Genomic DNA, 21,088 nt, shown 5'->3' with positions numbered 1-21,088 from the left:
TGACGCGGCGCTGGATCGCCTCGTTCTTGTCGATGGTGATGTGGCCGACGCCGCTGCCGCGCACGTCGACATTGTCGAGCTTGCCGCGAAGGCCGGCCGCGGCGCGCACCGGCTCGCCCGGACCGTCGCCGATATAGATGTTGATGTAGCGCTCGGCGCCGGTCGACAGCCTGGTCTTGAACACGGAGTCGAGGCCGATCGCGAGCTTCACCGGCACGCCGAGCTGATTCAGCTTGGCGATCATGTCAGGGAGCGCGGTCGCACCGGAGGAATGGCCGACCAGAATGATGGTCTTGAGCCGGCCCGCCCTGTACTCGGTCGCGGCTTCATCGGCGAGCGAGGACCAGGACACGAAGTTCGCGACCGTGACCGGAATGCCCTGGGCCTGGAGCCGGGCGCCGATCGTGTCGAGCCCGAGCGAGAAGATGTTGAGCACGCCGCGGAGCAGATAGACGTGCGTCGTTGCAGCGGCCTGGCTCGGCGCCGCCCTGGCGGGGGACGGGCCCATGGCAACAGCTGACAGCAGGAGCAGGCAGATCGCCCACACGCGGAGGGCGGGCAACTGGCTTGCACCGGCGGTGTGACGGCCGTTCAGTCTCATTGATGTTTTCCCTGGGGACATACGCTTCGCGATTGGCCGGAATCGTAGCCTTGGCCCGCTCGCAGACGCAACAAAGAGCCGCGTGAACGGCGATCTTCGCCGCAATCCGTGACCATCGCGCAACACCTGCCCGAAACCTACCACCAATGGGCCGGTTTTGAGACCATTTTTCTGCAGGCGATTGCGACCGGGCAAGGCCATTCCTATTTCGGGGGTCCGCCGGACGAGCCCGCCAGGGCGCAGGTTCCGGTGCATCCCCCACCCTAGCGGCCCCCATGTCCTCCATCATTTCCGTCGCCAACCTGTCCAAGACCTATGGGTCTGGATTCAAGGCACTCAAGAACGTCAATCTCGACATCAAGCGAGGCGAGATCTTCGCGCTGCTCGGCCCCAACGGTGCCGGCAAGACCACGCTGATCTCGATCATCTGCGGCATCGCCACTCCGAGCGAAGGCAAGGTTTTGGTCGGTGGCGAGGACATCCAGATCTCCTACCGCAAGGCGCGCTCGCTGATCGGCCTCGTGCCGCAGGAGCTCCATACCGACGCCTTCGAGAGCGTGTGGGCGACGGTGAGCTTCTCCCGCGGCCTGTTCGGCAAGCCGAAGAATCCGGCCCTGATCGAGAAGATCCTCAAGGATCTGTCGCTCTGGGACAAGAAGGACAACAAGATCATCACGCTGTCCGGCGGCATGAAGCGCCGCGTGATGATCGCGAAAGCGCTCTCGCACGAGCCGCAGATCCTGTTCCTGGACGAGCCGACCGCCGGCGTCGACGTCGAGCTGCGCAAGGGCATGTGGGAAGTGGTGCGGGCCTTACAGCAATCCGGCGTCACCATCATCCTGACCACGCATTACATCGAGGAAGCCGAGGAGATGGCCGACCGCATCGGCGTCATCAACAAGGGCGAGATCGTGCTGGTCGAGGACAAGACGACCCTGATGCAGAAGCTCGGCAGGAAGCGGCTGACGCTGCATCTGCAGGGCAAGCTCGGCGCGCTGCCGGAGAGCCTCAGCCAGTACAAGCTCGACCTTTGCGACAGCGGGGCGACGCTGGTCTACGACTACGACACCAAGGGCGAGCGCACCGGCATCACCAGCCTGCTCAGCGATCTCCGCACCGCCGGCATCCGCTTCAACGATCTCGACACGACCCAATCGTCGCTCGAGGACATCTTCGTCGACCTCGTGAGGACGTCATGAACCACCGCGCCATCCGCGCCATCTATCTGTTCGAAATGGCGCGCACCTGGCGCACGCTGCTGCAAAGCATCGTCTCGCCTGTCGTGTCGACCTCGCTCTATTTCGTGGTGTTCGGTGCCGCGATCGGCTCGCGCATCAGCCAGGTCGAGGGCGTCAGCTACGGCACATTCATCGTGCCAGGCCTGATCATGCTGTCGGTGCTGACGCAGAGCATCGCCAACGCCTCGTTCGGCATTTACTTCCCGAAATTCACCGGCACGATCTACGAGATCCTGTCGGCGCCGATCTCCTATTTCGAGATCGTGCTCGGCTATGTCGGCGCCGCCGCGACCAAGTCGATCATTCTGGGCCTGATCATCCTGGCGACAGCCGGCCTGTTCGTGCCGCTGCACATCCATCATCCGGTCTGGATGCTGGCCTTCCTGGTGCTGACGGCGGTGACGTTCAGCCTGTTCGGCTTCATCATCGGAATCTGGGCCGACGGGTTCGAGAAGCTGCAGATGATCCCGATGCTGGTGGTGACGCCGCTGACCTTCCTCGGCGGCAGCTTCTATTCCATCGACATGCTGCCGTCGACCTGGCGCACGCTGGCCCTGCTCAACCCGGTCGTCTATTTGATCTCCGGCTTCCGCTGGAGCTTCTACGAGATCGCTGACGTCAGCGTATCCATCAGCATCGGCATGACGGTGGCGTTTCTGGCGATCTGCCTCGCCGTGATCTGGTGGATCTTCCGGACCGGATATCGGCTGAAGAACTGAGTTGTCGTTCCGGGGCGCCAAAGCGCTAGCCCGGAATCCATTCATCCACCGACAATGGTTGGGACGGCGGCGAAAGCCGCGTCTGGAAGGGCGACCATCAACGCGCAAGGCGGCCAAATGGTTGCGCCTTTGTCATGAATTGTCGGCGTTATGAACGTCTGCGCTCGCGAAAATGTCAGCACCGGCAGCGCCGGCGCGGCACAAAGCGGCCTTGCTTACGCCCGGCATCGCGTTAACGATGGCAGGAAGGTGAGCTAGGCAGGCCGCTGGAACGAAAGCCGGATTGCAGGCATAGTGCATGCCGGGGACGGAGAGCCGCGGCGCTAGCAAGAACAGGCCGGAGGCCAGACGTCAGATGCGTTCGTTTTTTATCGCTTTCACTTCCTTGATGCTTTTGAGCGCGGGCACCGCGCAGGCCAAGGTCGATATTACCGTCGACAAGGACAATCAGCAGATGACGGTCGTGGTCGACGGCGTGACGCGCTACCGCTGGCCGGTGTCGACAGGCATCCCCTCGCGCGAGACGCCAAATGGCTCGTTCCGCGCCTTCCGCATGGAAGAGGATCACTTCTCCAAGGAATTCGACGACGCGCCGATGCCGCACTCGATCTTCTTCACCAAGATCGGGCACGCCATCCACGGCACCGACTCGGTCGGACGATTGGGCACGCCCGCCTCGCATGGCTGCGTACGGCTGTCGCGTCAGAACGCCTCGACGCTCTACGCGCTGGTGCAGGAGCAAGGCGTGCTCAACACCACGGTGACGCTGACCGGCTCGGCGCAGGTCGCGCTGGCCCGCAACCCGCGCGGCCGCGCCAACAATGCGGTGGCCCGTGCCCAGCAGCCGGCCGAGGAGCAGCAGTACGCCACCTCTGGCGATCCCGTCAGTCTGACACCGCCGATGCAGCCAGCGCGGCGCTACGACGACAATTACATCTATCCCGCCGACGGCAGCGACACCGGCGCGCGCTATCCGTCGCCGCGCCCGATCACCCGCCCCTATGGCACCCAGGTCTACCAGCAGCTGCCGCAACCGCAGCAGCCGACCTACGACCCGGCCTATAGCCAGCAGGGCTATTACTATCAGCCGCAGCCGCGCCAATACTATCAGCCGCGCAATTACTACTACCAGAACTGACGCTATTGCTTGAGCTCGGCATCGCCCCGACGCTGAACTCTCACGGGGTGGACGGCGCTGTCGATGCCGATTATTGGTCGGTGCGGCTTAGGCTGCCGTCCCTCTTGCCCGTCGCGGTTCACGATGTCATTTCGTCCTGCACACCTGCTCGGCACGATCTGTCTTCTCGCTGCAGGAGGAGCCATGACTGGCAACGCGATGGCTTTCGATCTCGAGGCGCATCGCGGCGGACGGGCGCTGCTGCCGGAAAACACCCTGCCGGCCTTCGCCAACGCACTCACGATGGGCGTGGACACGCTCGAGCTCGATGTCGGCGTGACCTCGGACGGCGAGGTGGTCGTGTCGCATGAGCGCGGGCTCAATCCCGACCTCGCGCGGGATGCTGGTGGCACCTATGTCGCGGCACCAGGCACGCCCTTCGTCAAGCTGCGGTTCGCCGACGTCAGGACCTACGACGTCGGCCGGATCCGGCCGGACAGCGCCTATGCGAAGCAGTTTCCCGACCAGCGTGCCGTGCCGGGGACTCGCATTCCCACGCTGAAGGAGCTGTTCGCGCTGGTGCGCAAATCCGGCAACGAACGCGTGCGCTTCAACATCGAGACCAAGATCGATCCCGATCATCCCGATGAATCGCTGGAGCCGCAGGCCTTCGTCACGAAGCTGCTCGGGGTGATCGAGGAGGAAAAATTCTCGGGCCGCGTCATGATCCAGTCGTTCGACTGGCGGACCTTGCTCCTCGTCCAGCAGCAGGCCCCGGCCATTCCGACGGTTTATCTGACACTGCAGCGCGGCCCGGCACCGACGATCGCCCTCGACAAGGCCACCAGCTGGACGGCGGGTTTCAACCCGGCCGATCACGGCGGCTCGCTGCCGCGGACCATCAAGGCCGCGGGCGGCGCGGTATGGTCGCCCTATTTCGGTGACGTGACCGCGGCACTCGTCGCTGAGGCGCATACGCTTGCGTTGCCCGTCGTGGTCTGGACCGTCAACAAGCCCGACGACATGACCCGGATGATCGAGCTCGGCGTCGACGGCATCATCTCCGACAGGCCGGACCTGCTGCGGCAGGTGGCCGGCGAGAAGGGCATAAAGCTGCCGGCAGGAACACCGGTCCAGCCGTAGGCCCTCCACCTTGTAGCCCGGATAGAGCGCAGCGAAATCCGGGAGCGGTGTGGCCCAAGGCGCAGGGGGGTCCCGGGTTGCGCTTCGCTCCATCCGGGCTACAAAGCGCTACTGCTCCCCGAACCGCAAGCGCCGGTACAGCGCGCCGAGGATGTTGGAATAGTCGTCGGTCCAGACCCCCACCTTCTCGTCCGCGTCGGTCTCCTCCCACTGCTTGGAGAACGCGAGCTTGCCGATGTCTTCAGCCTCGCGCGCGGAGATGACGACGTCGGTCGAGAAGATGTAGTCGGCATCGCGCCCCGAATCCTCGTCATAGACCCAGCTCTTCAGATCGTTGGCATCGGCAATGCCGACCACGACGGGCTCGAGATCGAGATGGCGGTTGGAGACGTGCATCACCACGGCGCCGTGAGGGGCGAGCTTGTCCTTATAGATCTTCATTGCCTCCTGGGTCGCGAGATGAATCGGGATCGCATCCGACGAATAGGCGTCGACGATGATGAGGTCATAGATGCCGTCGGGTTCTCTGGCGAAGGTGAGGCGCGCGTCGCCGATGACCGGCTTCAGGTCCGGCAGGCAGCTCGAGATGTAGCGAAAGTTTTTGGGATCGCGCGCGGCATCGACCATGGACTGGTCGATCTCGAAGAATTTCCAGTCCTCGCCGGGTTCGGCGGCGCAGGCGAGCGTGCCTGATCCAACGCCGATCGCCGCGACCTTGAGCGGCGCGCCTTTGCGCTCGCGGATCGCGGTGATGGCCTGACCGATGCCGCCATCCCGGTGATAGTAGGTGATCGGCTCCGGCCGGCCGGTGACCGGCGTGCCGTCATTGTTGCGGAAGCGCTCGGCGCCGTGAATCGTGGTGCCGTGCATCAGCACATGGAAATAGCCGCCCGGCGTCTCCACGATCTTGTGCACGCCGAAGAAGCTGCGCACCGTGGTGACGCGGCCTTCGTCGGCCGGATAGATTCGGATCAATGCGAGCGCGAGCGCGACAGTGGCAAAGATCTTCCAGCGACTGGCATTGAGTGCGAGCGCCAGCAGCGCAGCCAGCACGCCGACGGCGCCGGCGACCCAGACGCGCTGATCCTCGAGCCAGGTCGAAACATTGCCCGTCGTATAAGACGGTGCAATCAGCACGACCGCGAGCACGGCCAGTGCCAGCCAATACCATTTCACGATGACCGCAAGACGCTCGTTCGCCGACGGCCGGCACAGCGCGGCAAGCGCGATCAGGATCGGATATTCGGCGATCCATGAGAAGGTGAAGGGTGCGACGAGGCCCGCAAACAGGCCGCCGACCATGCCGCCGAACGACAGCGCGACATAGAACCCGGTGAGATATTTGGCGGCCGGGCGGGTCCGCGCCAGCTCGCCGTGGCAGGCCATGGCGATGACGAAGAAGCAGAGCTGGTGGCCGCCAAGCGTCAGCAGCAAATTCTGCTCGCCGCCGAAGGCCAGCAGGATGACGACGCCCGCGATCGCGACAGGCTGGAGCAACAGCATCCATTTGTGCGGCAAAAGCGGCCGCGACTGAAACACCACCACCCAGGTCAGCAGATACAGCGACAAGGGCAGCACCCATAGCAGCGGCGCCGCCGCGACGTCGGTGGAGATATGCGCGGTGACCGCGATCAGCAGGCCTGACGGGACTGCTGCGAGGAAGATCCAGCGCAGCCGCGTCACGATGCCTGGCGCCGGCGCATTGGACTGTTCGGCACGCATATCGGCCAATACAACCTTCGGCGAGCGCAACAGCAGCACGCCGCAAGCGGCGATCAGCAGGATCAGCAGGCCATAGCCGCCGGTCCAGAGCCGGTTCTGCGTGTGCAACGTGAATATCGGCTCCAGCAGAAAGGGATAGGACAGCAGCGCGAGGAAGCTGCCGATGTTCGAAGACGCATAGAGGAAATACGGATCGTGGCCATCAGGGTGGCCGGTGCGAACGAACCACGCCTGGAGCAGCGGATTGTTGGCAGCGAGCGCGAAGAAAGGCAGCCCGATCGACATCACGAACAGGCCGAGCAGCCACAGCGCATAGCCCGACGCCGGCGGCTCGCCATAGGCGCTGGCGATGCCGAGCGGCAGCGTCACGAAAGCCGCGATCAGCAGCACCAGATGCACCACGACCGGAACCACGCGGTTATTCACCTGCATCAGCAGATGCGCATAGGCATAGCCCGCCAGCAGCAGCGACTGGAAGAACACCATCGCCACCGACCACACCGCCGGCGAGCCGCCGAGCCGCGGCAGCACCATTTTCGTGAACAGCGGCTGCACCGAGAACAGCAACAGCGCGCTGACGAAAATCGCGGCCGTGTAGACCGTCAGCAGCAGCCGGTTGCGCGAGGCGGACGGCTGCTCCGTGGCGGCGGGTTGCACGATCGAATCCATGGGAGCTCCGGCATTCCTCCGGCGCGCGCCGGGCGCGCGCAATGGAGCACACCACGCCTGAACGGGCAATAAATGGTCTCGTGATGTTGCAGGCAGGAATGCTTGATATAGAGATGTCATTCCGGGGCGATGCGACGGGACCGCGAAGCGGGGCCCGGGGCATCGAACCCGGAACCTCGAGATTCCGGGCTCGCGCTTTGCGCGCCCCAGAATGACGGCAGGCAGAACAACGCGAATCCCTCATGACCGAAACCGACGTCGTCATCATCGGCGCTGGCCATAACGGCCTCACCTGCGCGGCCTATCTCGCGATGGCGGGCTTGCGCGTGCATGTGGTCGAGCGCCGCAGGGTGGTCGGCGGGGCGGCTGTTACGGAGGAGTTTCATCCGGGCTTTCGCAACTCGGTCGCGGCCTACACGGTGAGCCTGCTCAATCCGCAAGTGATCCACGACCTCGGACTTGCAGAACAAGGCCTGCGCGTGGTCGAACGGCGCGCGCAGAATTTTCTGCCCGCGCCTGACGGCAGCTATCTCCTCACCGGCGAGGGGCGGACCAAGGCGTCGGTTGCGCGGCTCAGCGCGCGCGATGCCGATGCGCTCGATGGTTTTTCGCGCGAGCTCGAGGACATCGCCGACGTGCTGCGACAGTTCGTGCTGCGCGCGCCGCCGAACCTGCTCGACAGTTTTGGCATCGGCGCGATCCGCGAGGCCGCGAATGCGCTGGCGACAGCCAACATCCTGCGCGCCCTGACGCTGGAGCAAAGCCGCAGCCTGCTCGATCTCTTCACCCGATCGGCCGGCGAGATGCTGGATGAACGCTTCGAGCACGATCTGGTCAAGGCGCTGTTCGGCTTCGATGCCATCGTCGGTAACTACGCGAGCCCTTATGCGGCCGGCTCGGCCTATGTGATGCTGCATCACGCCTTCGGCGAGGTGAACGGCAAGAAAGGCGTCTGGGGCCACGCCATCGGCGGCATGGGTGCGATCACGCAGGCCATGGCGCGCGCCGCCCGCGCGCGCGGCGTCACGATCGATCTCGATGCCGGCGTGCGCGAGGTAGTCGTCGAGCGCGACCGCGCCGCCGGCGTGGTGCTGGAGAACGGCACCATGATCCGCGCAAGATACGTCGCCGCCAACGTCAATCCCAAACTGCTCTACACGCAGCTGGTCGCAGCCGACGCACTGCCCGCAGATTTCCTCGCCCGCATCCGGCACTGGAAGAACGGCTCCGGCACCTTCCGCATGAACGTGGCGCTGGACCGCCTGCCCACCTTCACGGCGCTGCCTGGCGACGGCGATCATCTCACCTCCGGCATCATCGTGGCACCAAGCCTGGCCTACATGGACCGCGCCTGGCTCGACGCGCGGGTGCAGGGCTGGAGCAAACAGCCGATCGTCGAGATGCTGATCCCCTCGACGCTCGACGACACGCTCGCGCCGGCGGGCAAGCATGTCGCCAGCCTGTTCTGCCAACACGTCGCGCCGGACCTGCCCGACGGCAGATCCTGGGATGATCATCGCGAGGAGGTCGCCGATCTCATGATCGCGACGGTGGACAGTTACGCGCCGGGCTTTGCGGCAAGCGTGCTCGGCCGCCAGATCCTCTCCCCGCTGGATCTCGAGCGACAATTCGGCCTGCTAGGGGGCGACATCTTCCATGGCGCGCTGACGCTGAACCAGCTGTTCTCGGCGCGGCCAATGCTGGGTCATGCCGATTATCGCGGGCCCCTGAAGGGCCTCTACCATTGCGGCTCAGGGGCCCATCCCGGCGGCGGCGTCACCGGCGCCCCCGGCCACAACGCGGCGCAGGCGATCCTGCGCGATCACCGCAGCCTGTTCGCAGGCCGTGGATAGGTCTGTGGATGGGCTGTGGACAGACCTGTTGGCAGGGCTGTGGTGAAGCGGTGGGATCCTCACGTGACCGCCAGGTACATCGAGGGATCAAGCTGTGGAGAAGGGGCTGGATAGACCGCGGACAAGCCGGTGGAAGACTTCACGATCGCGATTGGACAACCTGTGGGCACAGGCGGCGATGTCAGCCTCGCTCGCTCCCAAAACGACATCGCCCACCAGGGGGCAACTCCCTAGCAGGCGGTCGTCGAAAAAAGCCGTCTATGAAGAAAATGGCCCCGCTGGGAAATGGGAGGCAGAAATCACTTCAAGGAGGTGCTAATCGAACCGAACTTGTCGTTCATCGTGGTACCCAGGCTGTTCACCACGGTGATGATGGCCAACGCGATGCCGGCCGCGATCAGGCCGTATTCGATCGCAGTCGCGCCGGATTCATCGGACCAGAACTTCAAAATCATGTGCTTCAAGACTCGCCTCCGTTTTTCATTCCGAGCGGTGTTGGTTGGAACGTCGGGGAATCTACGGAGCACAACCTACAGTTCGGTTAACCCGGGAACCGCAAGTTATGAGGAAAATTGGGAACAAAAGTTCTCCAAATTGAATCCAATGGAACCCTGAGCATGCAGCCTTCTCCCACCCATCGCGCCAGCTTTTCCATCGGCAACGAGGCTGCTGCCAGGCGTGTCGTCGACGTGCTGACGGAAGTCTTTTTCGAGGGCGATGCTGCGGTCGCCGCTTTCGAACGACCGGATGGGCAATGGGATGTCACGCTGCATTTTGCAGAGTCGCCCAATCACGAACTGCTCCGTGAACTCGTTGCAACTTCAGCAGGAAATGACATCGCCGCGACGCTTGCATTCGACACGGTCGAAGCCAAGGACTGGGTCAAGGCCAGCCTGGAGGACCTCGTGCCGGTGCCGGCCGGACGCTTCGTCGTCCATGGCAGCCACGACCGCGACCGCGTGGCGCCAAACAAGCTCGCCATCGAGATCGAGGCGGCCCTCGCCTTCGGCACCGGACACCATGGCACCACGCGTGGCTGTTTACTTCTGCTTGACCATGTCCTGAAGCGCGCGCAGCCGAAGCGCGTGCTCGATCTCGGCACCGGGACCGGCGTGTTGGGCATCGCCGCGGCCAAGGCGCTGCATCGCGCGGTGCTGGCCTCGGACATCGACCCGCCCTCGGTGCGGGTTGCAGCCGAGAACGCCGCCCTGAACGAAACAGGTCAATATGTGCGGGTGATCCGCGCCACCGGCTTTGCCGCGCCGGACTTTGCCAAAAGCGGCCCGTTCGACCTGGTGCTGGCCAACATCCTGGCCAATCCGCTGCGGCAATTGGCGGGCCCGATGGCCCGGCATCTTGCGCCCGGCGCTCGCGTCATCCTCTCCGGCCTGTTGACCCACCAGGCCCCCGCCGTGATCGCCGCCTACCGCGCGCGCGGCCTGGTGCCGCTGCGGCATCTGCGGATTGCGGGGTGGAGCAGTCTGCTGTTGCGGAAGATGGATTGAGCGAGCTGCCGCAGGATGGGCAAAGCGTACCGTGCCCACCGCTTTCGTCCGTGAACAGGAGATAGATATCGTGGGCACGGTGCTTTGCGCCTTTGCCCACCCTACGGCACCGTCGATGTGGCTACTTGATCGGCTTCTCGTCACCACGCGCCGAAGCGCGCAACGCCTGCCTCGCACGACGTTCGGCGAAACGCTCGATCATCTGGCTGATGAGGCCGCGCGGCTTCTTCGGTGTCGTTGCAGCCGGCGCGCGGCGCACCGGCGGCGAAATCTTCTCAAAGGTAAACGCTGGCATCGTGTGTCCCCTCGCCGTTGAGATGAACCACTTGCTCGAACTTCCCTGTTATCCGGACGAAGCGCAACTGCCGCATCCATTACTCCACTCAATTCGAATGGAACATTTTCAAGCACAGTCCATGCCAGATGAAAGGGTAATTGCGTCTACATTGCGGACTGATCCTCATGATCCTAAACTGAGCCATGTTCGAAGCACACTTCCAGACATTCGAGGAGCCCGAGGCCGGCGTCGCATTGACGGCGCGTCTGGCTGCGCTCCGTGAAGAACTCGCCCGCCGCAAGCTGACCGGCTTCGTCGTTCCGCGCGCCGATCAGCAGCAGAATGAATATGTGGCGCCCTCCGAAGAGCGGCTCGCCTGGCTCACCGGCTTCACCGGCTCGGCGGGACTTGCCGTGGTGCTGGCCCAGGAAGCCGCTGTCTTCGTCGACGGCCGCTACACCATCCAGGCCGCCAAGCAGGTCGACCCCAAGGCATGGGCGGTGGAATCGCTGATCGATCCGCCGCCGGAGAGCTGGATCTCGGCGCATCTCAAATCGGGCGATCGCCTAGGATTTGATCCGTGGCTGCACACTTTTTCGGCAGTCGAACGCCTTTCCGCCGCCTGCACCAAGGCCGGCGCCGAACTGGTGGCGGTCGACAGCAACCCGGTCGACGCAGTCTGGCAGGACCGGCCACATCAGCCGATCGCACCGGTCGCGATCCACGGCCTGCAATATGCGGGGGTCGCCGAGGCCGAGAAGGTGGCGCAGATCAAGAGCGAGATCGAGAAGCTCGGTGCCGAGGCGCTGGTGCTGTCGGACAGCCATGCTGTCGCCTGGACCTTCAACATCCGCGGCGCCGATGTCGCGCATACGCCGCTGCCGCTGTCCTACGCGCTGGTGCCCAAGGTCGGCCGTCCCACCGTATTCATCGACCACCGCAAGCTCTCCAATCTGACGCGCGACCATCTCGAGCAATCGGCCGACGTGCGCGAGCCCGACGCGCTGACGCCGACGCTGATGGCGCTGGCCAAAAGCGGCGCGGCGATCGCCCTCGATGGCGCTACCGCGGCCGAGGCGCTGAGCCGGTTGATCACGGAGGGCGGCGGCAAGCCGCTGCGCGGCAGCGATCCGATCGCGCTGCTGAAGGCGGTGAAGAACGCCACCGAGATCAAGGGGACGCAGACGGCGCACCGGCGCGATGCCATCGCGCTGGCGCGCTTCCTGGCGTTCATCGATCGCGAGGCAGGAAGCGGCAAGCTCACCGAGATCGACGCCGTCGAGGCGCTGGAGACCTTTCGCCGCGACACCGGTGCGTTGAAGGACGTGTCGTTCCCGACCATCTCGGGAACGGGGCCGAACGGCGCCATCGTGCATTACCGCGTCACCCGCAAGAGCAACCGGCGCATCGTGCCGGGCGATCTCCTGTTGATCGATTCCGGCGCGCAATATGAAGACGGCACCACCGACGTGACCCGCACCATGGCGATCGGCGAGCCGACCGACGAGATGCGCGACCGCTTCACCCGCGTGCTGCGCGGCCATATCGCGATCGCGCGCGCGGTCTTCCCCGACGGCACCACGGGCGCGCAGCTCGACACGCTGGCGCGGCAATATCTGTGGGCCGCCGGAATCGATTTCGAGCACGGCACCGGCCATGGCGTCGGCAGTTATCTCAGCGTGCATGAAGGCCCGGCGCGGATCTCGAAACTCGGCACCACGGCGCTGAAGCGCGGCATGATCCTCTCCAACGAACCAGGCTATTACAAGACCGACGCCTTCGGCATCCGCATCGAGAATCTCGAGCTGGTGGTCGCGGCCGACATCAAGGGCGCCGAGAAAGCGATGAACGCGTTCGAGACGCTGACCTTGGCGCCGATCGATCGCCGGCTCATTGACACAGCGATGCTGAGCAAGGACGAGCTGGCCTGGCTCAACGCCTACCACGCCCGCGTCCGTGCTGAAGTGGGGCCGGCACTGGACGAGGCGACCAGGGCGTGGCTGGATCAGGCCACAGCGGAGCTGACGGCCTAGACGATGCGCGCATAGCGCCACGCAACTGGCGCAACGCTCCAGCATCGCGCATAGCCGCATACCGAAACGACCATGTTCGCGGCCGCAGCGATGCGGCTAGTGTCGATCCATGCACGGTATGATCAGCCAACCGCCGGGAGCGGCAACCAACATCGCGACCTCGCGCGTGGTGTTGCTGCTGCTGGTCGTCATGACCGGCATCGCGCCGATCTCGCTCTACATCCTGGTCCCGGCGCTGCCCGTGCTGGCGACGAATTTCGGGCGGGACATCTCGATCGCGCAGATGACGGTATCGCTCTACATGGTCGGCATCGCGCTATCGCAGCTCACCATGGGGCCGCTGTCGGACAGATTCGGCCGGCGTCCGGTTCTGCTTGGCGGCCTTGCGCTGATGGTCGCGGCGAGCATCGCCTGCATCTTCGCGCAAGACCTGCCGCAACTGATCGCGGCGCGCTTCTTCCAGGCGCTTGGCGGCGCCTCCGGCATGGTGATCAGCCGCGCCATCATCCGCGACATCTACGAACGCGACCGTGTCGCCTCGATGATCAGCCTCGTGGTTGCCGCCCTGATGATCGGACAAATGGTTTCGCCGCTGACAGGCGGCCTGATCGAGACCGCATTCGGCTGGCGCGCGATCTTCTACGCCGTCACCTTCGGCGCGGTTGCCGTCGCAATCGGCATCGCAATCGCACTGCCCGAAACGCGCCGCGACCGCGCAGTCGGCAGCGGCGGCTTTCGCAGCGACGTCGGCGGCCTGATCAAGAGCCGCGCCTTCATCGGCTATGTGATGTGCCAGGTGCTGGCCTCGCAGATCATCTTCACCTTCGCCGGCGGCGGACCCTACATCGTCGTGACGCAGATGGGCCGGACCAGTGCCGAATACGGCGCGTGGTTCGCCACAACAGGCTTTGCGTATCTCGTCGGCAATCTGCTCTGCGTGCGCTTTGCGCCGCGGCACTCGCTGGAGAAGCTGATCTGGTTTGGGCTGGCCCTGCAACTCTGTGGCAGCCTGCTGAATCTGCTCTGGAGTTTGACCGGCTGGAACGAAGCTCCGAGCTGGCTGTTCGGCACGCAGATGATCGTGATGGTCGGCAACGCCTTCGTGATGGCGAACTCTGCTGCGGGCGCCATCAGCGTCCGCCCCGAAGCCGCCGGCACCGCGTCGGGCGCCATGGGCTTTCTCCAGCAGGGTATCGGCGCGCTGATGTCGCAATTCGGCGCCTATCTCGGCGGCCATTCCGCAACGACCCTGCCGCTGACCTCGGCCGTGCTCGCGATCTCGCTGCTCTGCGCCTGCATGATGATCTTCGTCGTGCCGCGCCGGGAGGTCATGGTGAGCGAGGAATTGATCGAACAGGCGGAGGAGGAAGAGAGCGGGATGATGTGAGGAGCGGCAAGCCGCCTCCGCCGTCATTGCGAGCGCAGCGAAGCAATCCAGAATGTCTCCGCGGCGGCAGTCTGGATTGCTTCGTCGCAAGAGCTCCTCGCAATGACGGGGTGAGAGCTCACTCCCCGATCAGCGCCAACCACTCATCCTCGGTGAGCACCTTGACACCATGCTTGTTGGCGTCCGCGAGTTTCGAGCCGGCACCGGGGCCGGCGACGACGAGATCCGTCTTCTTCGACACCGAGCCCGAGACCTTGGCACCAAGCCGCTCCGCGGTGGCCTTGGCCTCATCCCGCGTCATCTTCTCCAGCGAGCCCGTGAACACCACCGTCTTGCCGGCGACCGCCGAGTTGCTCTTCGGCTGTTCGGCGTCGACGATCTCGACCTCCTTGGTCAGCCGCTCGACGATGCCGCGGTTGTGGCTCTCGCCGAAATAATCGGCGATGCTCTTGATCACGGTATCGCCGATCTGGTCGAGCGCATCCATCTCCGCCATCGCCTCCTCGTCGCCCTTGGCGACCTTGAGGCAGGCGTCGTGGAAGGCATCCCAGGAGCCGTAGCCACGCGCCAGCGCGAGCGCGGTGGTTTCGCCGACATGGCGCATGCCGAGCGCATAGATGAAGCGCTCCAGCGCAATTCTGCGCCGGCTCTCGATGGCACTGAACAGATTGCGCACCGAGGTCGCGCCGTAGCCCTCGACCTCCTCGAGCTTGAGCCTGGAGTTGCGCTTCTCCAGCGTGAAGATGTCGGCGGGCTCCTTCACCCAGCCCTCATCGAAGAAATACTGGAGCTGCTTCTCGCCGAGGCCGTCGATATCGAAGGCGCGCCGCGACACGAACAGCTTGAGGTGCTCGATCTTCTGATAGGGGCAGGCAAACTCGCCGGTGCACCGCGCGCGCGAACCCTCTTCGCCGGTCGCGGTCTCCTCGCGCACGACGTCGGTATGCAGCGGGCACGGGCACTTCTTCGGGAAAGCGAATTCCTTCGCACCCTTCGGCCGCTTGTCGAGCACGACGTCGACGACCTGCGGGATCACGTCGCCGGCGCGCTGGATCACGACGGTATCGCCGATCCTGATGTCGCGCCCCTCGCGCAGCACCTCGCCCTTGTTGCCGATGCCCTTGATGTAGTCCTCGTTGTGCAGGGTGACGTTCTGCACGATCACGCCGCCGACACCGACCGGCTCGAGCTTGCCGACCGGCGTGAACGAGCCGGTGCGGCCGACCTGGATCTCGATGTCGCGCAGCACGGTCATGGCTCGCTCCGCCGGGAATTTATGTGCGATACCCCAGCGCGGCGTGCGCGAGACGAAACCGAGCCGCTCCTGCCAGTCGATGCGATCGACCTTGTAGACGACGCCGTCGATGTCGTAGTCGAGTTCGGCGCGCTGCTCCTCGATGCTCTGGTGGAACGCGATCAGTTCCTCGACGGAGTGACAGAGTTTTGTCAGCGGATTGGTCTTGAAGCCGCAGCGCTCGAACCAGTGGATCATGCCGGTCTGCGTCTGCTCCGGCATCGCGCTCATCTCGCCCCAGGCGTAGGCGAAGAAGCCGAGGGGACGCGAGGCGGTGATACCAGGATCCTTCTGCCGCAATGAGCCGGCGGCCGAATTGCGCGGGTTGGCGAAGATGGTGTCGCCCGCCGCCTTCTGCCGCTCATTGAGCGCGAGGAAGGCCTTCTTGGTCATGTAGACCTCGCCGCGCACCTCGCAGATATCAGGGATGTTGCGGCCCTTCAGCTTCTGCGGCACGTCCTCGAGCGTGCGGATATTGGCGGTGACGTCCTCGCCGACCGCGCCGTCGCCGCGCGTCGCCGCCGTGACGAGCTCGCCGCCCTCGTAGCGCAGCGACATCGACAGGCCGTCAATCTTGGGCTCGGCCGAAAAATTGATCTTGTCGTCGTCGAGCTTGAGGAAGCGCACGATGCGGCCAACGAAGTCGCGGACGTCCTCCTCGGCAAACGCGTTGTCGAGCGACAGCATCGGAACGGAATGCTGCACCTTCCTGAAGCGCCCTGACGGCGCCGCGCCGACCTTTTGCGACGGTGACTCCGCACTGACGAATTCCGGAAAGCGCTTTTCGATCGCATTGAGGCGCTGACGCAGGGCATCGTACTCGGCGTCGGTAACGGTGGGCGCGTCCTCTTGATAATAGCGCTCGTTGTGCCCCTCGATCTCGAGCGACAGCCGCATATGCTCGACCTTGGCCTGCGCCTTGGTGAGATCGGCGACGTCACGAAGCGGTTTGGATTTTGCTGCTCTGGCCATTATTACTTAAGGTTGTGGCTCGTCGTTCCGGGATGGTCCGAAGGACCAGACCCGGAACCTCGAGATTCCGGGTTCGCACTTCGTGCGCCCCGGAATGACTGTTGGGATGGGCTCGGAAATCATGGCGTACTACGTCTATATCCTAGCAAGCCGGCGGGACGGAGCAATCTATGTCGGCGTTACCAATGACCTTGTACGCCGCGTCTACGAGCATCGAATCAAGGCCGTGCCAGGCTTCACGAAGAAAATACAACATCACGCAGCTAGTTTGGTTCGAGACCTATGATGATCCAATCTCCGCAATATCGCGCGAGAAAGAACTCAAGAAGTGGAAGAGAGTTTGGAAAACCCAACTTATCGAGAAGGACAATCCGAACTGGAATGATCTCTACGAATCGATCTGCAAATGAGACGTCATTCCGGGGCGGCTCGAAGAGCCGAACCCGGAATCTCGAGATTCCGGGTTCGATGCTGCGCATCGCCCCGGAATGACGGTGGAGGTCTAAGCCGTCGCCGCCTTCAGCAGCCGCTCCGCGGCGGCCCGCGCCTCGGCCGTGATCTCGGCGCCGGCGAGCATGCGGGCGATTTCCTCGCGGCGGTGGTCGGCGGCGAGCGCATTGACGCGGGTGGCGACGCGCTTGCCCTTGTCGAGCGCGTCCTTGGAGATCAGCAGGTGCTGGTCGGCGCGGGCTGCGACCTGCGGGGCGTGGGTCACGGCCATCACCTGAACCTTGCCGGCGAGCCGTGCCAGCCGCGCGCCGATCGCATCCGCGACCGCGCCGCCGACGCCGGTGTCGATCTCGTCGAACACGAGGGTCGGTGCCGAGCCGCGGTCGGACAGCACGACCTTGAGCGCCAGCAGGAAGCGCGAGAGCTCGCCGCCGGAGGCGACCTTCATCATCGGCCCCGGCTTGGTGCCCGGATTGGTCTGCACCCAGAACTCGACGCGATCGAAGCCTTGCGGCCCCGGCGCGGCCTCGTCCGTCGTGACCTGGGTGATGAATTTGGCGCGTTCGAGCTTGAGCGGCGCGAGCTCGGCGTTGACCGCCTTGTTGAGCTTCTCGGCCGATTTCTGCCTGCCCGCGGAGAGCTTTTTCGCAGCGGCAGCATAGCGTGCGTCGGCCTCGATCGCGGCCTGCTCCAGCTTCTTCAGGCGCGAGGCGCCGGCATCGATCAGCACGACATCGGCAGCGTATTTGGCGGCGAGCGCGGCGAGGCCATCGACCGGCGTCGAATATTTGCGCGAGGCTGCGCGCAGAGCGAACAACCGCTCCTCGATGCGTTCGAGCTCGGCCGGGTCGAAATCGGTTGCGGCGAGGGCGGCCAGGAGATGCTGGTCGGCCTCCTCCAGTGCATTGATCGCGATGTCGATCGCCTTCACAGCAGGCTCGACCAGCGCCGGCGAATTGACGCCGCGACGCTCCAGCCGGCGCACCGCAGCCGACAGCGCCGCGACCGGCGAGTTGTGGCCGCCGACGACCTCCTGCGCCTCGCGCAGATCGGAGGCGATCTTCTCGCCCTGCATCATGGTGGTGCGGCGATGAGCGAGCGAGGTCTCCTCGCCGTCCTTGGGCGCGAGCTGCTTCAGCTCGTCCGAGGCATGGCGCAGATAGTCGGCTTCGCGCGCGGCGCGCTCCATGCTGGCGCGATGCTCTTCCAGCTCGGTGTTGGCAGTCCGGCGCGCATCCCAGAGCGCTTCGACGGTAGCTACGTCCCTTTCGAGGCCGGCAAAGGCATCGAGCAGGCTGCGATGGGTGGCGGCGTCGACCAGCGCCCGTTCATCATGCTGGCCGTGGATTTCGACCAGAGCGGCGCCGACCGCCTTCAGCGTCTGCACGCTGATCGCCTGGTCGTTGATGAAGGCGCGGGTGCGGCCGTCGGCGAGCTGGACCCGGCGCAAGATCATTTCGCCGGTATCTTCGAGCCCGTTCTCGGCCAGGATCTTCGTTGCGGGATGATGCTTCGGGATATCGAAGACGGCGGTCACCTGCCCCTGCTCCGCACCATGGCGCACAAGACCCGCGTCACCGCGGCCGCCGAGGGCCAACGCGAAGGCATCGAGCAGGATGGATTTGCCCGCCCCGGTCTCGCCGGTCAAAACCGCAAGTCCGGTGGCGAATTCGATATCGAGCCGTTCGATCAGGACGATGTCACGGATCGACAGACGCGCCAGCATGGAACCAGATTTCCTAGCCGAGACTTAAAGGCCAATCTTCTTGAAGGTCTGGCTGATCCAGGACCCCTGATTCTCGCTCGGCTCGAGACCGCCGGATTTTACAAGATTATAGGCGTCCTTGTACCAGCGGCTGTCAGGAAAATTGTGGCCGAGCACGGCCGCTGCCGTCTGGGCCTCGCCGACGATTCCGATCGACATATAGGCCTCGGTGAGGCGGTAGAGCGCCTCCTCGACGTGCCGGGTGGTCTGATATTGCGTCACCACGGCCTTGTAGCGGTTGATCGCGGCCGTGTAGTCGCGCTTCTGCATATAGTAGCGGCCGACCGCCATTTCCTTGCCGGCGAGCTGGTCGCGCGCGCCCTCGATCTTGGCCTTGGCGGAGGTCGCATATTCGGAGTTCGGATATTTGCGCACCACCTCTTCCAGCGAGGCGATCGCCTTCTCGGTGCGGCCCTGGTCGCGGTTGATGTCCGGGATCTGGTCGTAATGCGAGGCGGCGATCAGATATTGCGCGTAGGCGGCGTCCGGGCTGCCGGGATGCAGGGTGATGTAGCGGGTCGCAGCGCCGATGCAGCTGTCATAGTCGCCGCCCTGGTAGGACGCATAGGCCGACATCAGCAGCGATTTGCGAGCCCAGTCGGAATAAGGATGTTGGCGGTCGACCTCCTCGAACTTCTTGTTCGCCGCCTTCATGTCCTTCTTTTCGTTCATGAGGTACAAGCCCTCATTGTAGATCTTGTCGGCAGGCTCCTCGACGAAGGTGTCGTCCTTGTTGAGGAACTTGTCCCAGAGCGCGCCGGTGCCGCAACCGGCCAGCGGCAATGCGAACAGGAAGAGAGCAGCGGCTTGAAGCAGCCCACGGGCTCGCGGTGAGACCAAGAGAAATCCGCGCGTCATACGCTGTGCCGACATGAATTTAAGACCTGACGCCCTTTGGTGCGGTGCCCGCCAGCCCATGATCCCCGTCATGGGCGCGAAATGTGTCGTGGTGCCTGCCATGCGACCACGTCGGTGTGACCGGAAAACGATCGTTAACCCATCGGATAGGCAGGCATTCCGCCCGGATTAAGGCGAAAACGCCGCAATCCTAGTCGATCATGGTTACCAGGAGTTTCCCGGAGAAATCGCCGCTTGGCTGCCTGCCGCAGGCTTGGCTGCCTGCCGCAGGCTTGGCTGCCTGCCGCAGGGCTTGTCCGCCTGCGGGAACTGCCCTTCAGGACACGTCCGGCCCGTAGGCCGCGGCGATCCGGCCGCCGACGATACCGCTGCCAACCTCGACCACGGGCCGGCTGGTGCGGCGAGCTGCCTCACCCTCGACCACCCGCCATGCGGTGCGGTCGGCGAGCAGCGCGGTCAGGACGGCGTGGTTCAGCTTGTGGCCGCCACGCACCGAGCGATAGGCGCCGAGCAGCGGCAGGCCAGCCAACGCAAGATCGCCGATCGCATCCAGCACCTTGTGGCGGGCGCATTCGTCGGCGTAGCGCAGGCCCTCGGTGTTGAGCAGCCGCTCCTCGTCAAACACGACGGTATTCTCGAAGGAGGCACCGAGCGCGTAGCCAGCGCCCCAGAGCTTGGCAACATCGCCCATCAGACCGAAGGTCCGGGCGCGGCCGACTTCGCGGCGAAAGCGCTCAGGGCTCAGGTCGAAGCCATAGCTCTGCTGGCCGATGACGGGATTGGTGAAGTCGATTTCGACCTCGGCACGGAAGCCGTTGGCATAGGGCCGGAGCTCACCGAAGGAGTCGCCCATCTTGACCGAGACAGGCTTCAAAACCTGGATGAAGCGGCGCTGGGCCGGCTGGGTCACGATGCCAGCCTGATCAATTGCTGCGATGAAGGCCGCAGCGCTGCCGTCCATGATCGGCACTTCGGGACCATCGACTTCGATGATGGCGTTGTCGACACCCATACCCCGCAGCGCAGCAAGCACATGCTCGGCCGTGGAGATCAGCGGACCAGTGCGATCACCGAGCACCGTCGCGAAATCGGTTGCCACCACCTGATCGGCAGTCGCCTGAATCTCGCGGTCACTTCCCTCAAGGCCGGTACGGACAAAAATAAGACCTGCGTCCACAGGTGCAGGTCCAAGCGTGAGGGTAACCGGAAGACCGGAATGAACGCCGACGCCGGCCACGGTGGCTTGCGCACGAAGCGTTGTTTGCCGGCTAAACTTCATCAGGAACCGCCCCACTACGACCCATTGCGACTTATACGAGATCTGATTGATCGACCGAGATCGACCGTTCGAATCTCCGTATCCCCAAGTCACGCCAAACCATAGTCACTGCCCTAAACAGCGCCAACTCACGCTTTTTTACCGATTGTTACCCCAAACCCGCCGTATTCGCGCCAAGGCTTAACCAAATTGCACCTCGGTTTGGG

General features: G+C 64.3%; 16 protein-coding genes and 1 pseudogene. 9 read left to right on the top strand and 8 right to left on the bottom strand.

Annotation, left to right across the window (positions count from 1 at the left end):
- A partial coding sequence (locus tag XH98_RS16365; protein WP_271619231.1) for a hypothetical protein occupies positions 1 to 601 on the bottom strand: 601 nt, incomplete at its 3' end.
- A gap of 275 nt (positions 602 to 876) precedes the next feature.
- On the opposite strand from XH98_RS16365, the gene XH98_RS16360 reads away from it, so the two are divergent.
- The 4 genes from XH98_RS16360 to XH98_RS16345 all read left to right on the top strand — a co-directional run bounded on the left by XH98_RS16360 (position 877) and on the right by XH98_RS16345 (position 4,818).
- On the top strand, positions 877 to 1,800 hold the full coding sequence (locus XH98_RS16360) for an ABC transporter ATP-binding protein (protein ID WP_271619230.1): 924 nt from the start codon (positions 877 to 879) through the stop codon (positions 1,798 to 1,800).
- Complete coding sequence (locus XH98_RS16355) at positions 1,797 to 2,558, top strand: ABC transporter permease (RefSeq protein WP_057747300.1); 762 nt, start codon at positions 1,797 to 1,799, stop codon at positions 2,556 to 2,558. Before XH98_RS16360 ends, XH98_RS16355 begins: the two co-directional genes overlap by 4 nt.
- 355 nt (positions 2,559 to 2,913) lie before the next feature.
- On the top strand, positions 2,914 to 3,696 hold the full coding sequence (locus XH98_RS16350) for a L,D-transpeptidase (protein ID WP_271619229.1): 783 nt from the start codon (positions 2,914 to 2,916) through the stop codon (positions 3,694 to 3,696).
- Positions 3,697 to 3,879: 183 nt separating this feature from the next.
- The gene (locus XH98_RS16345; RefSeq protein WP_271619228.1) at positions 3,880 to 4,818 is read left to right on the top strand and encodes a glycerophosphodiester phosphodiesterase; all 939 of its coding nucleotides are present in this window, start codon (positions 3,880 to 3,882) and stop codon (positions 4,816 to 4,818) included.
- A 108-nt stretch (positions 4,819 to 4,926) separates the two neighbouring features.
- Here XH98_RS16345 and XH98_RS16340 read toward each other — a convergent pair whose 3' ends face one another.
- Positions 4,927 to 7,209: a spermidine synthase gene (locus XH98_RS16340; RefSeq protein WP_271619227.1), complete on the bottom strand. Its 2,283-nt coding sequence runs from the start codon at positions 7,207 to 7,209 to the stop codon at positions 4,927 to 4,929.
- 242 nt (positions 7,210 to 7,451) lie between these two features.
- Here XH98_RS16340 and XH98_RS16335 point away from each other — a divergent pair, with 242 nt between their 5' ends.
- Entirely contained in the window at positions 7,452 to 9,062 is a 1,611-nt protein-coding gene (locus tag XH98_RS16335) for a phytoene desaturase family protein (protein WP_271619226.1), read from the top strand.
- Between the two features lie 299 nt (positions 9,063 to 9,361).
- Here the strand turns inward: XH98_RS16335 and XH98_RS16330 are convergent, their stop codons facing one another.
- Positions 9,362 to 9,517: a Flp family type IVb pilin gene (locus tag XH98_RS16330; protein WP_083514188.1), complete on the bottom strand. Its 156-nt coding sequence runs from the start codon at positions 9,515 to 9,517 to the stop codon at positions 9,362 to 9,364.
- A gap of 162 nt (positions 9,518 to 9,679) precedes the next feature.
- Between XH98_RS16330 and XH98_RS16325 the strand changes: the two genes are divergently transcribed.
- Entirely contained in the window at positions 9,680 to 10,567 is an 888-nt protein-coding gene (locus XH98_RS16325; protein WP_271619225.1) for a 50S ribosomal protein L11 methyltransferase, read from the top strand.
- Between the two features lie 121 nt (positions 10,568 to 10,688).
- Here the strand turns inward: XH98_RS16325 and XH98_RS16320 are convergent, their stop codons facing one another.
- Positions 10,689 to 10,862, bottom strand: coding sequence for a hypothetical protein (locus tag XH98_RS16320; protein WP_271619224.1), 174 nt, complete (start codon positions 10,860 to 10,862; stop codon positions 10,689 to 10,691).
- Positions 10,863 to 11,047: 185 nt separating this feature from the next.
- Between XH98_RS16320 and XH98_RS16315 the strand changes: the two genes are divergently transcribed.
- Both XH98_RS16315 and XH98_RS16310 read left to right on the top strand, forming a co-directional pair.
- Positions 11,048 to 12,877 carry an aminopeptidase P family protein gene (locus XH98_RS16315; RefSeq protein ID WP_271602548.1) on the top strand — a complete coding sequence of 610 codons (1,830 nt, stop codon included), beginning with the start codon at positions 11,048 to 11,050 and terminating at the stop codon, positions 12,875 to 12,877.
- A gap of 109 nt (positions 12,878 to 12,986) precedes the next feature.
- Positions 12,987 to 14,264, top strand: a complete 1,278-nt coding sequence (locus tag XH98_RS16310; RefSeq protein WP_271619223.1) for a multidrug effflux MFS transporter — start codon at positions 12,987 to 12,989, stop codon at positions 14,262 to 14,264.
- A gap of 118 nt (positions 14,265 to 14,382) precedes the next feature.
- Here XH98_RS16310 and ligA read toward each other — a convergent pair whose 3' ends face one another.
- Positions 14,383 to 16,530: an NAD-dependent DNA ligase LigA gene (gene ligA, locus XH98_RS16305; RefSeq protein ID WP_271619222.1), complete on the bottom strand. Its 2,148-nt coding sequence runs from the start codon at positions 16,528 to 16,530 to the stop codon at positions 14,383 to 14,385.
- A gap of 121 nt (positions 16,531 to 16,651) precedes the next feature.
- Between ligA and XH98_RS16300 the strand changes: the two are divergent.
- Positions 16,652 to 16,940 (top strand): annotated as a pseudogene (locus XH98_RS16300) (GIY-YIG nuclease family protein).
- Between the two features lie 92 nt (positions 16,941 to 17,032).
- Here the strand turns inward: XH98_RS16300 and recN are convergent.
- The 3 genes from recN to lpxC form a co-directional block, all read right to left on the bottom strand.
- Complete coding sequence (recN, locus tag XH98_RS16295) at positions 17,033 to 18,706, bottom strand: DNA repair protein RecN (RefSeq protein ID WP_271619221.1); 1,674 nt, start codon at positions 18,704 to 18,706, stop codon at positions 17,033 to 17,035.
- Positions 18,707 to 18,730: 24 nt separating this feature from the next.
- Positions 18,731 to 19,618, bottom strand: coding sequence for an outer membrane protein assembly factor BamD (locus XH98_RS16290; protein WP_057754431.1), 888 nt, complete (start codon positions 19,616 to 19,618; stop codon positions 18,731 to 18,733).
- A gap of 301 nt (positions 19,619 to 19,919) precedes the next feature.
- On the bottom strand, positions 19,920 to 20,882 hold the full coding sequence (lpxC, locus tag XH98_RS16285) for a UDP-3-O-acyl-N-acetylglucosamine deacetylase (protein ID WP_271602544.1): 963 nt from the start codon (positions 20,880 to 20,882) through the stop codon (positions 19,920 to 19,922).
- Positions 20,883 to 21,088 lie beyond the last annotated feature (206 nt).

Origin of the sequence: Bradyrhizobium sp. CCBAU 51745 (assembly GCF_028128715.1) — a bacterium.
GTDB classification, from domain to species: Bacteria; Pseudomonadota; Alphaproteobacteria; order Rhizobiales; family Xanthobacteraceae; genus Bradyrhizobium; species Bradyrhizobium manausense.
The sequence above is the reverse complement of the archived record's forward strand: the minus strand, read 5'-3'. Positions and strand labels throughout refer to the sequence as shown.

Bases quoted from the DNA above. Each gene is read 5' to 3' on its own strand.
- XH98_RS16360 (WP_271619230.1), top strand. From the start codon at position 877: ATGTCCTCCATCATTTCCGTCGCCAACCTGTCCAAGACCTATGGGTCT.
- XH98_RS16355 (WP_057747300.1), top strand. From the start codon at position 1,797: ATGAACCACCGCGCCATCCGCGCCATCTATCTGTTCGAAATGGCGCGC.
- XH98_RS16350 (WP_271619229.1), top strand. From the start codon at position 2,914: ATGCGTTCGTTTTTTATCGCTTTCACTTCCTTGATGCTTTTGAGCGCG.
- XH98_RS16345 (WP_271619228.1), top strand. From the start codon at position 3,880: ATGACTGGCAACGCGATGGCTTTCGATCTCGAGGCGCATCGCGGCGGA.
- XH98_RS16340 (WP_271619227.1), bottom strand. From the start codon at position 7,209: ATGGATTCGATCGTGCAACCCGCCGCCACGGAGCAGCCGTCCGCCTCG.
- XH98_RS16335 (WP_271619226.1), top strand. From the start codon at position 7,452: ATGACCGAAACCGACGTCGTCATCATCGGCGCTGGCCATAACGGCCTC.
- XH98_RS16330 (WP_083514188.1), bottom strand. From the start codon at position 9,517: ATGATTTTGAAGTTCTGGTCCGATGAATCCGGCGCGACTGCGATCGAA.
- XH98_RS16325 (WP_271619225.1), top strand. From the start codon at position 9,680: ATGCAGCCTTCTCCCACCCATCGCGCCAGCTTTTCCATCGGCAACGAG.
- XH98_RS16320 (WP_271619224.1), bottom strand. From the start codon at position 10,862: ATGCCAGCGTTTACCTTTGAGAAGATTTCGCCGCCGGTGCGCCGCGCG.
- XH98_RS16315 (WP_271602548.1), top strand. From the start codon at position 11,048: ATGTTCGAAGCACACTTCCAGACATTCGAGGAGCCCGAGGCCGGCGTC.
- XH98_RS16310 (WP_271619223.1), top strand. From the start codon at position 12,987: ATGCACGGTATGATCAGCCAACCGCCGGGAGCGGCAACCAACATCGCG.
- ligA (WP_271619222.1), bottom strand. From the start codon at position 16,530: ATGGCCAGAGCAGCAAAATCCAAACCGCTTCGTGACGTCGCCGATCTC.
- recN (WP_271619221.1), bottom strand. From the start codon at position 18,706: ATGCTGGCGCGTCTGTCGATCCGTGACATCGTCCTGATCGAACGGCTC.
- XH98_RS16290 (WP_057754431.1), bottom strand. From the start codon at position 19,618: ATGTCGGCACAGCGTATGACGCGCGGATTTCTCTTGGTCTCACCGCGA.
- lpxC (WP_271602544.1), bottom strand. From the start codon at position 20,882: ATGAAGTTTAGCCGGCAAACAACGCTTCGTGCGCAAGCCACCGTGGCC.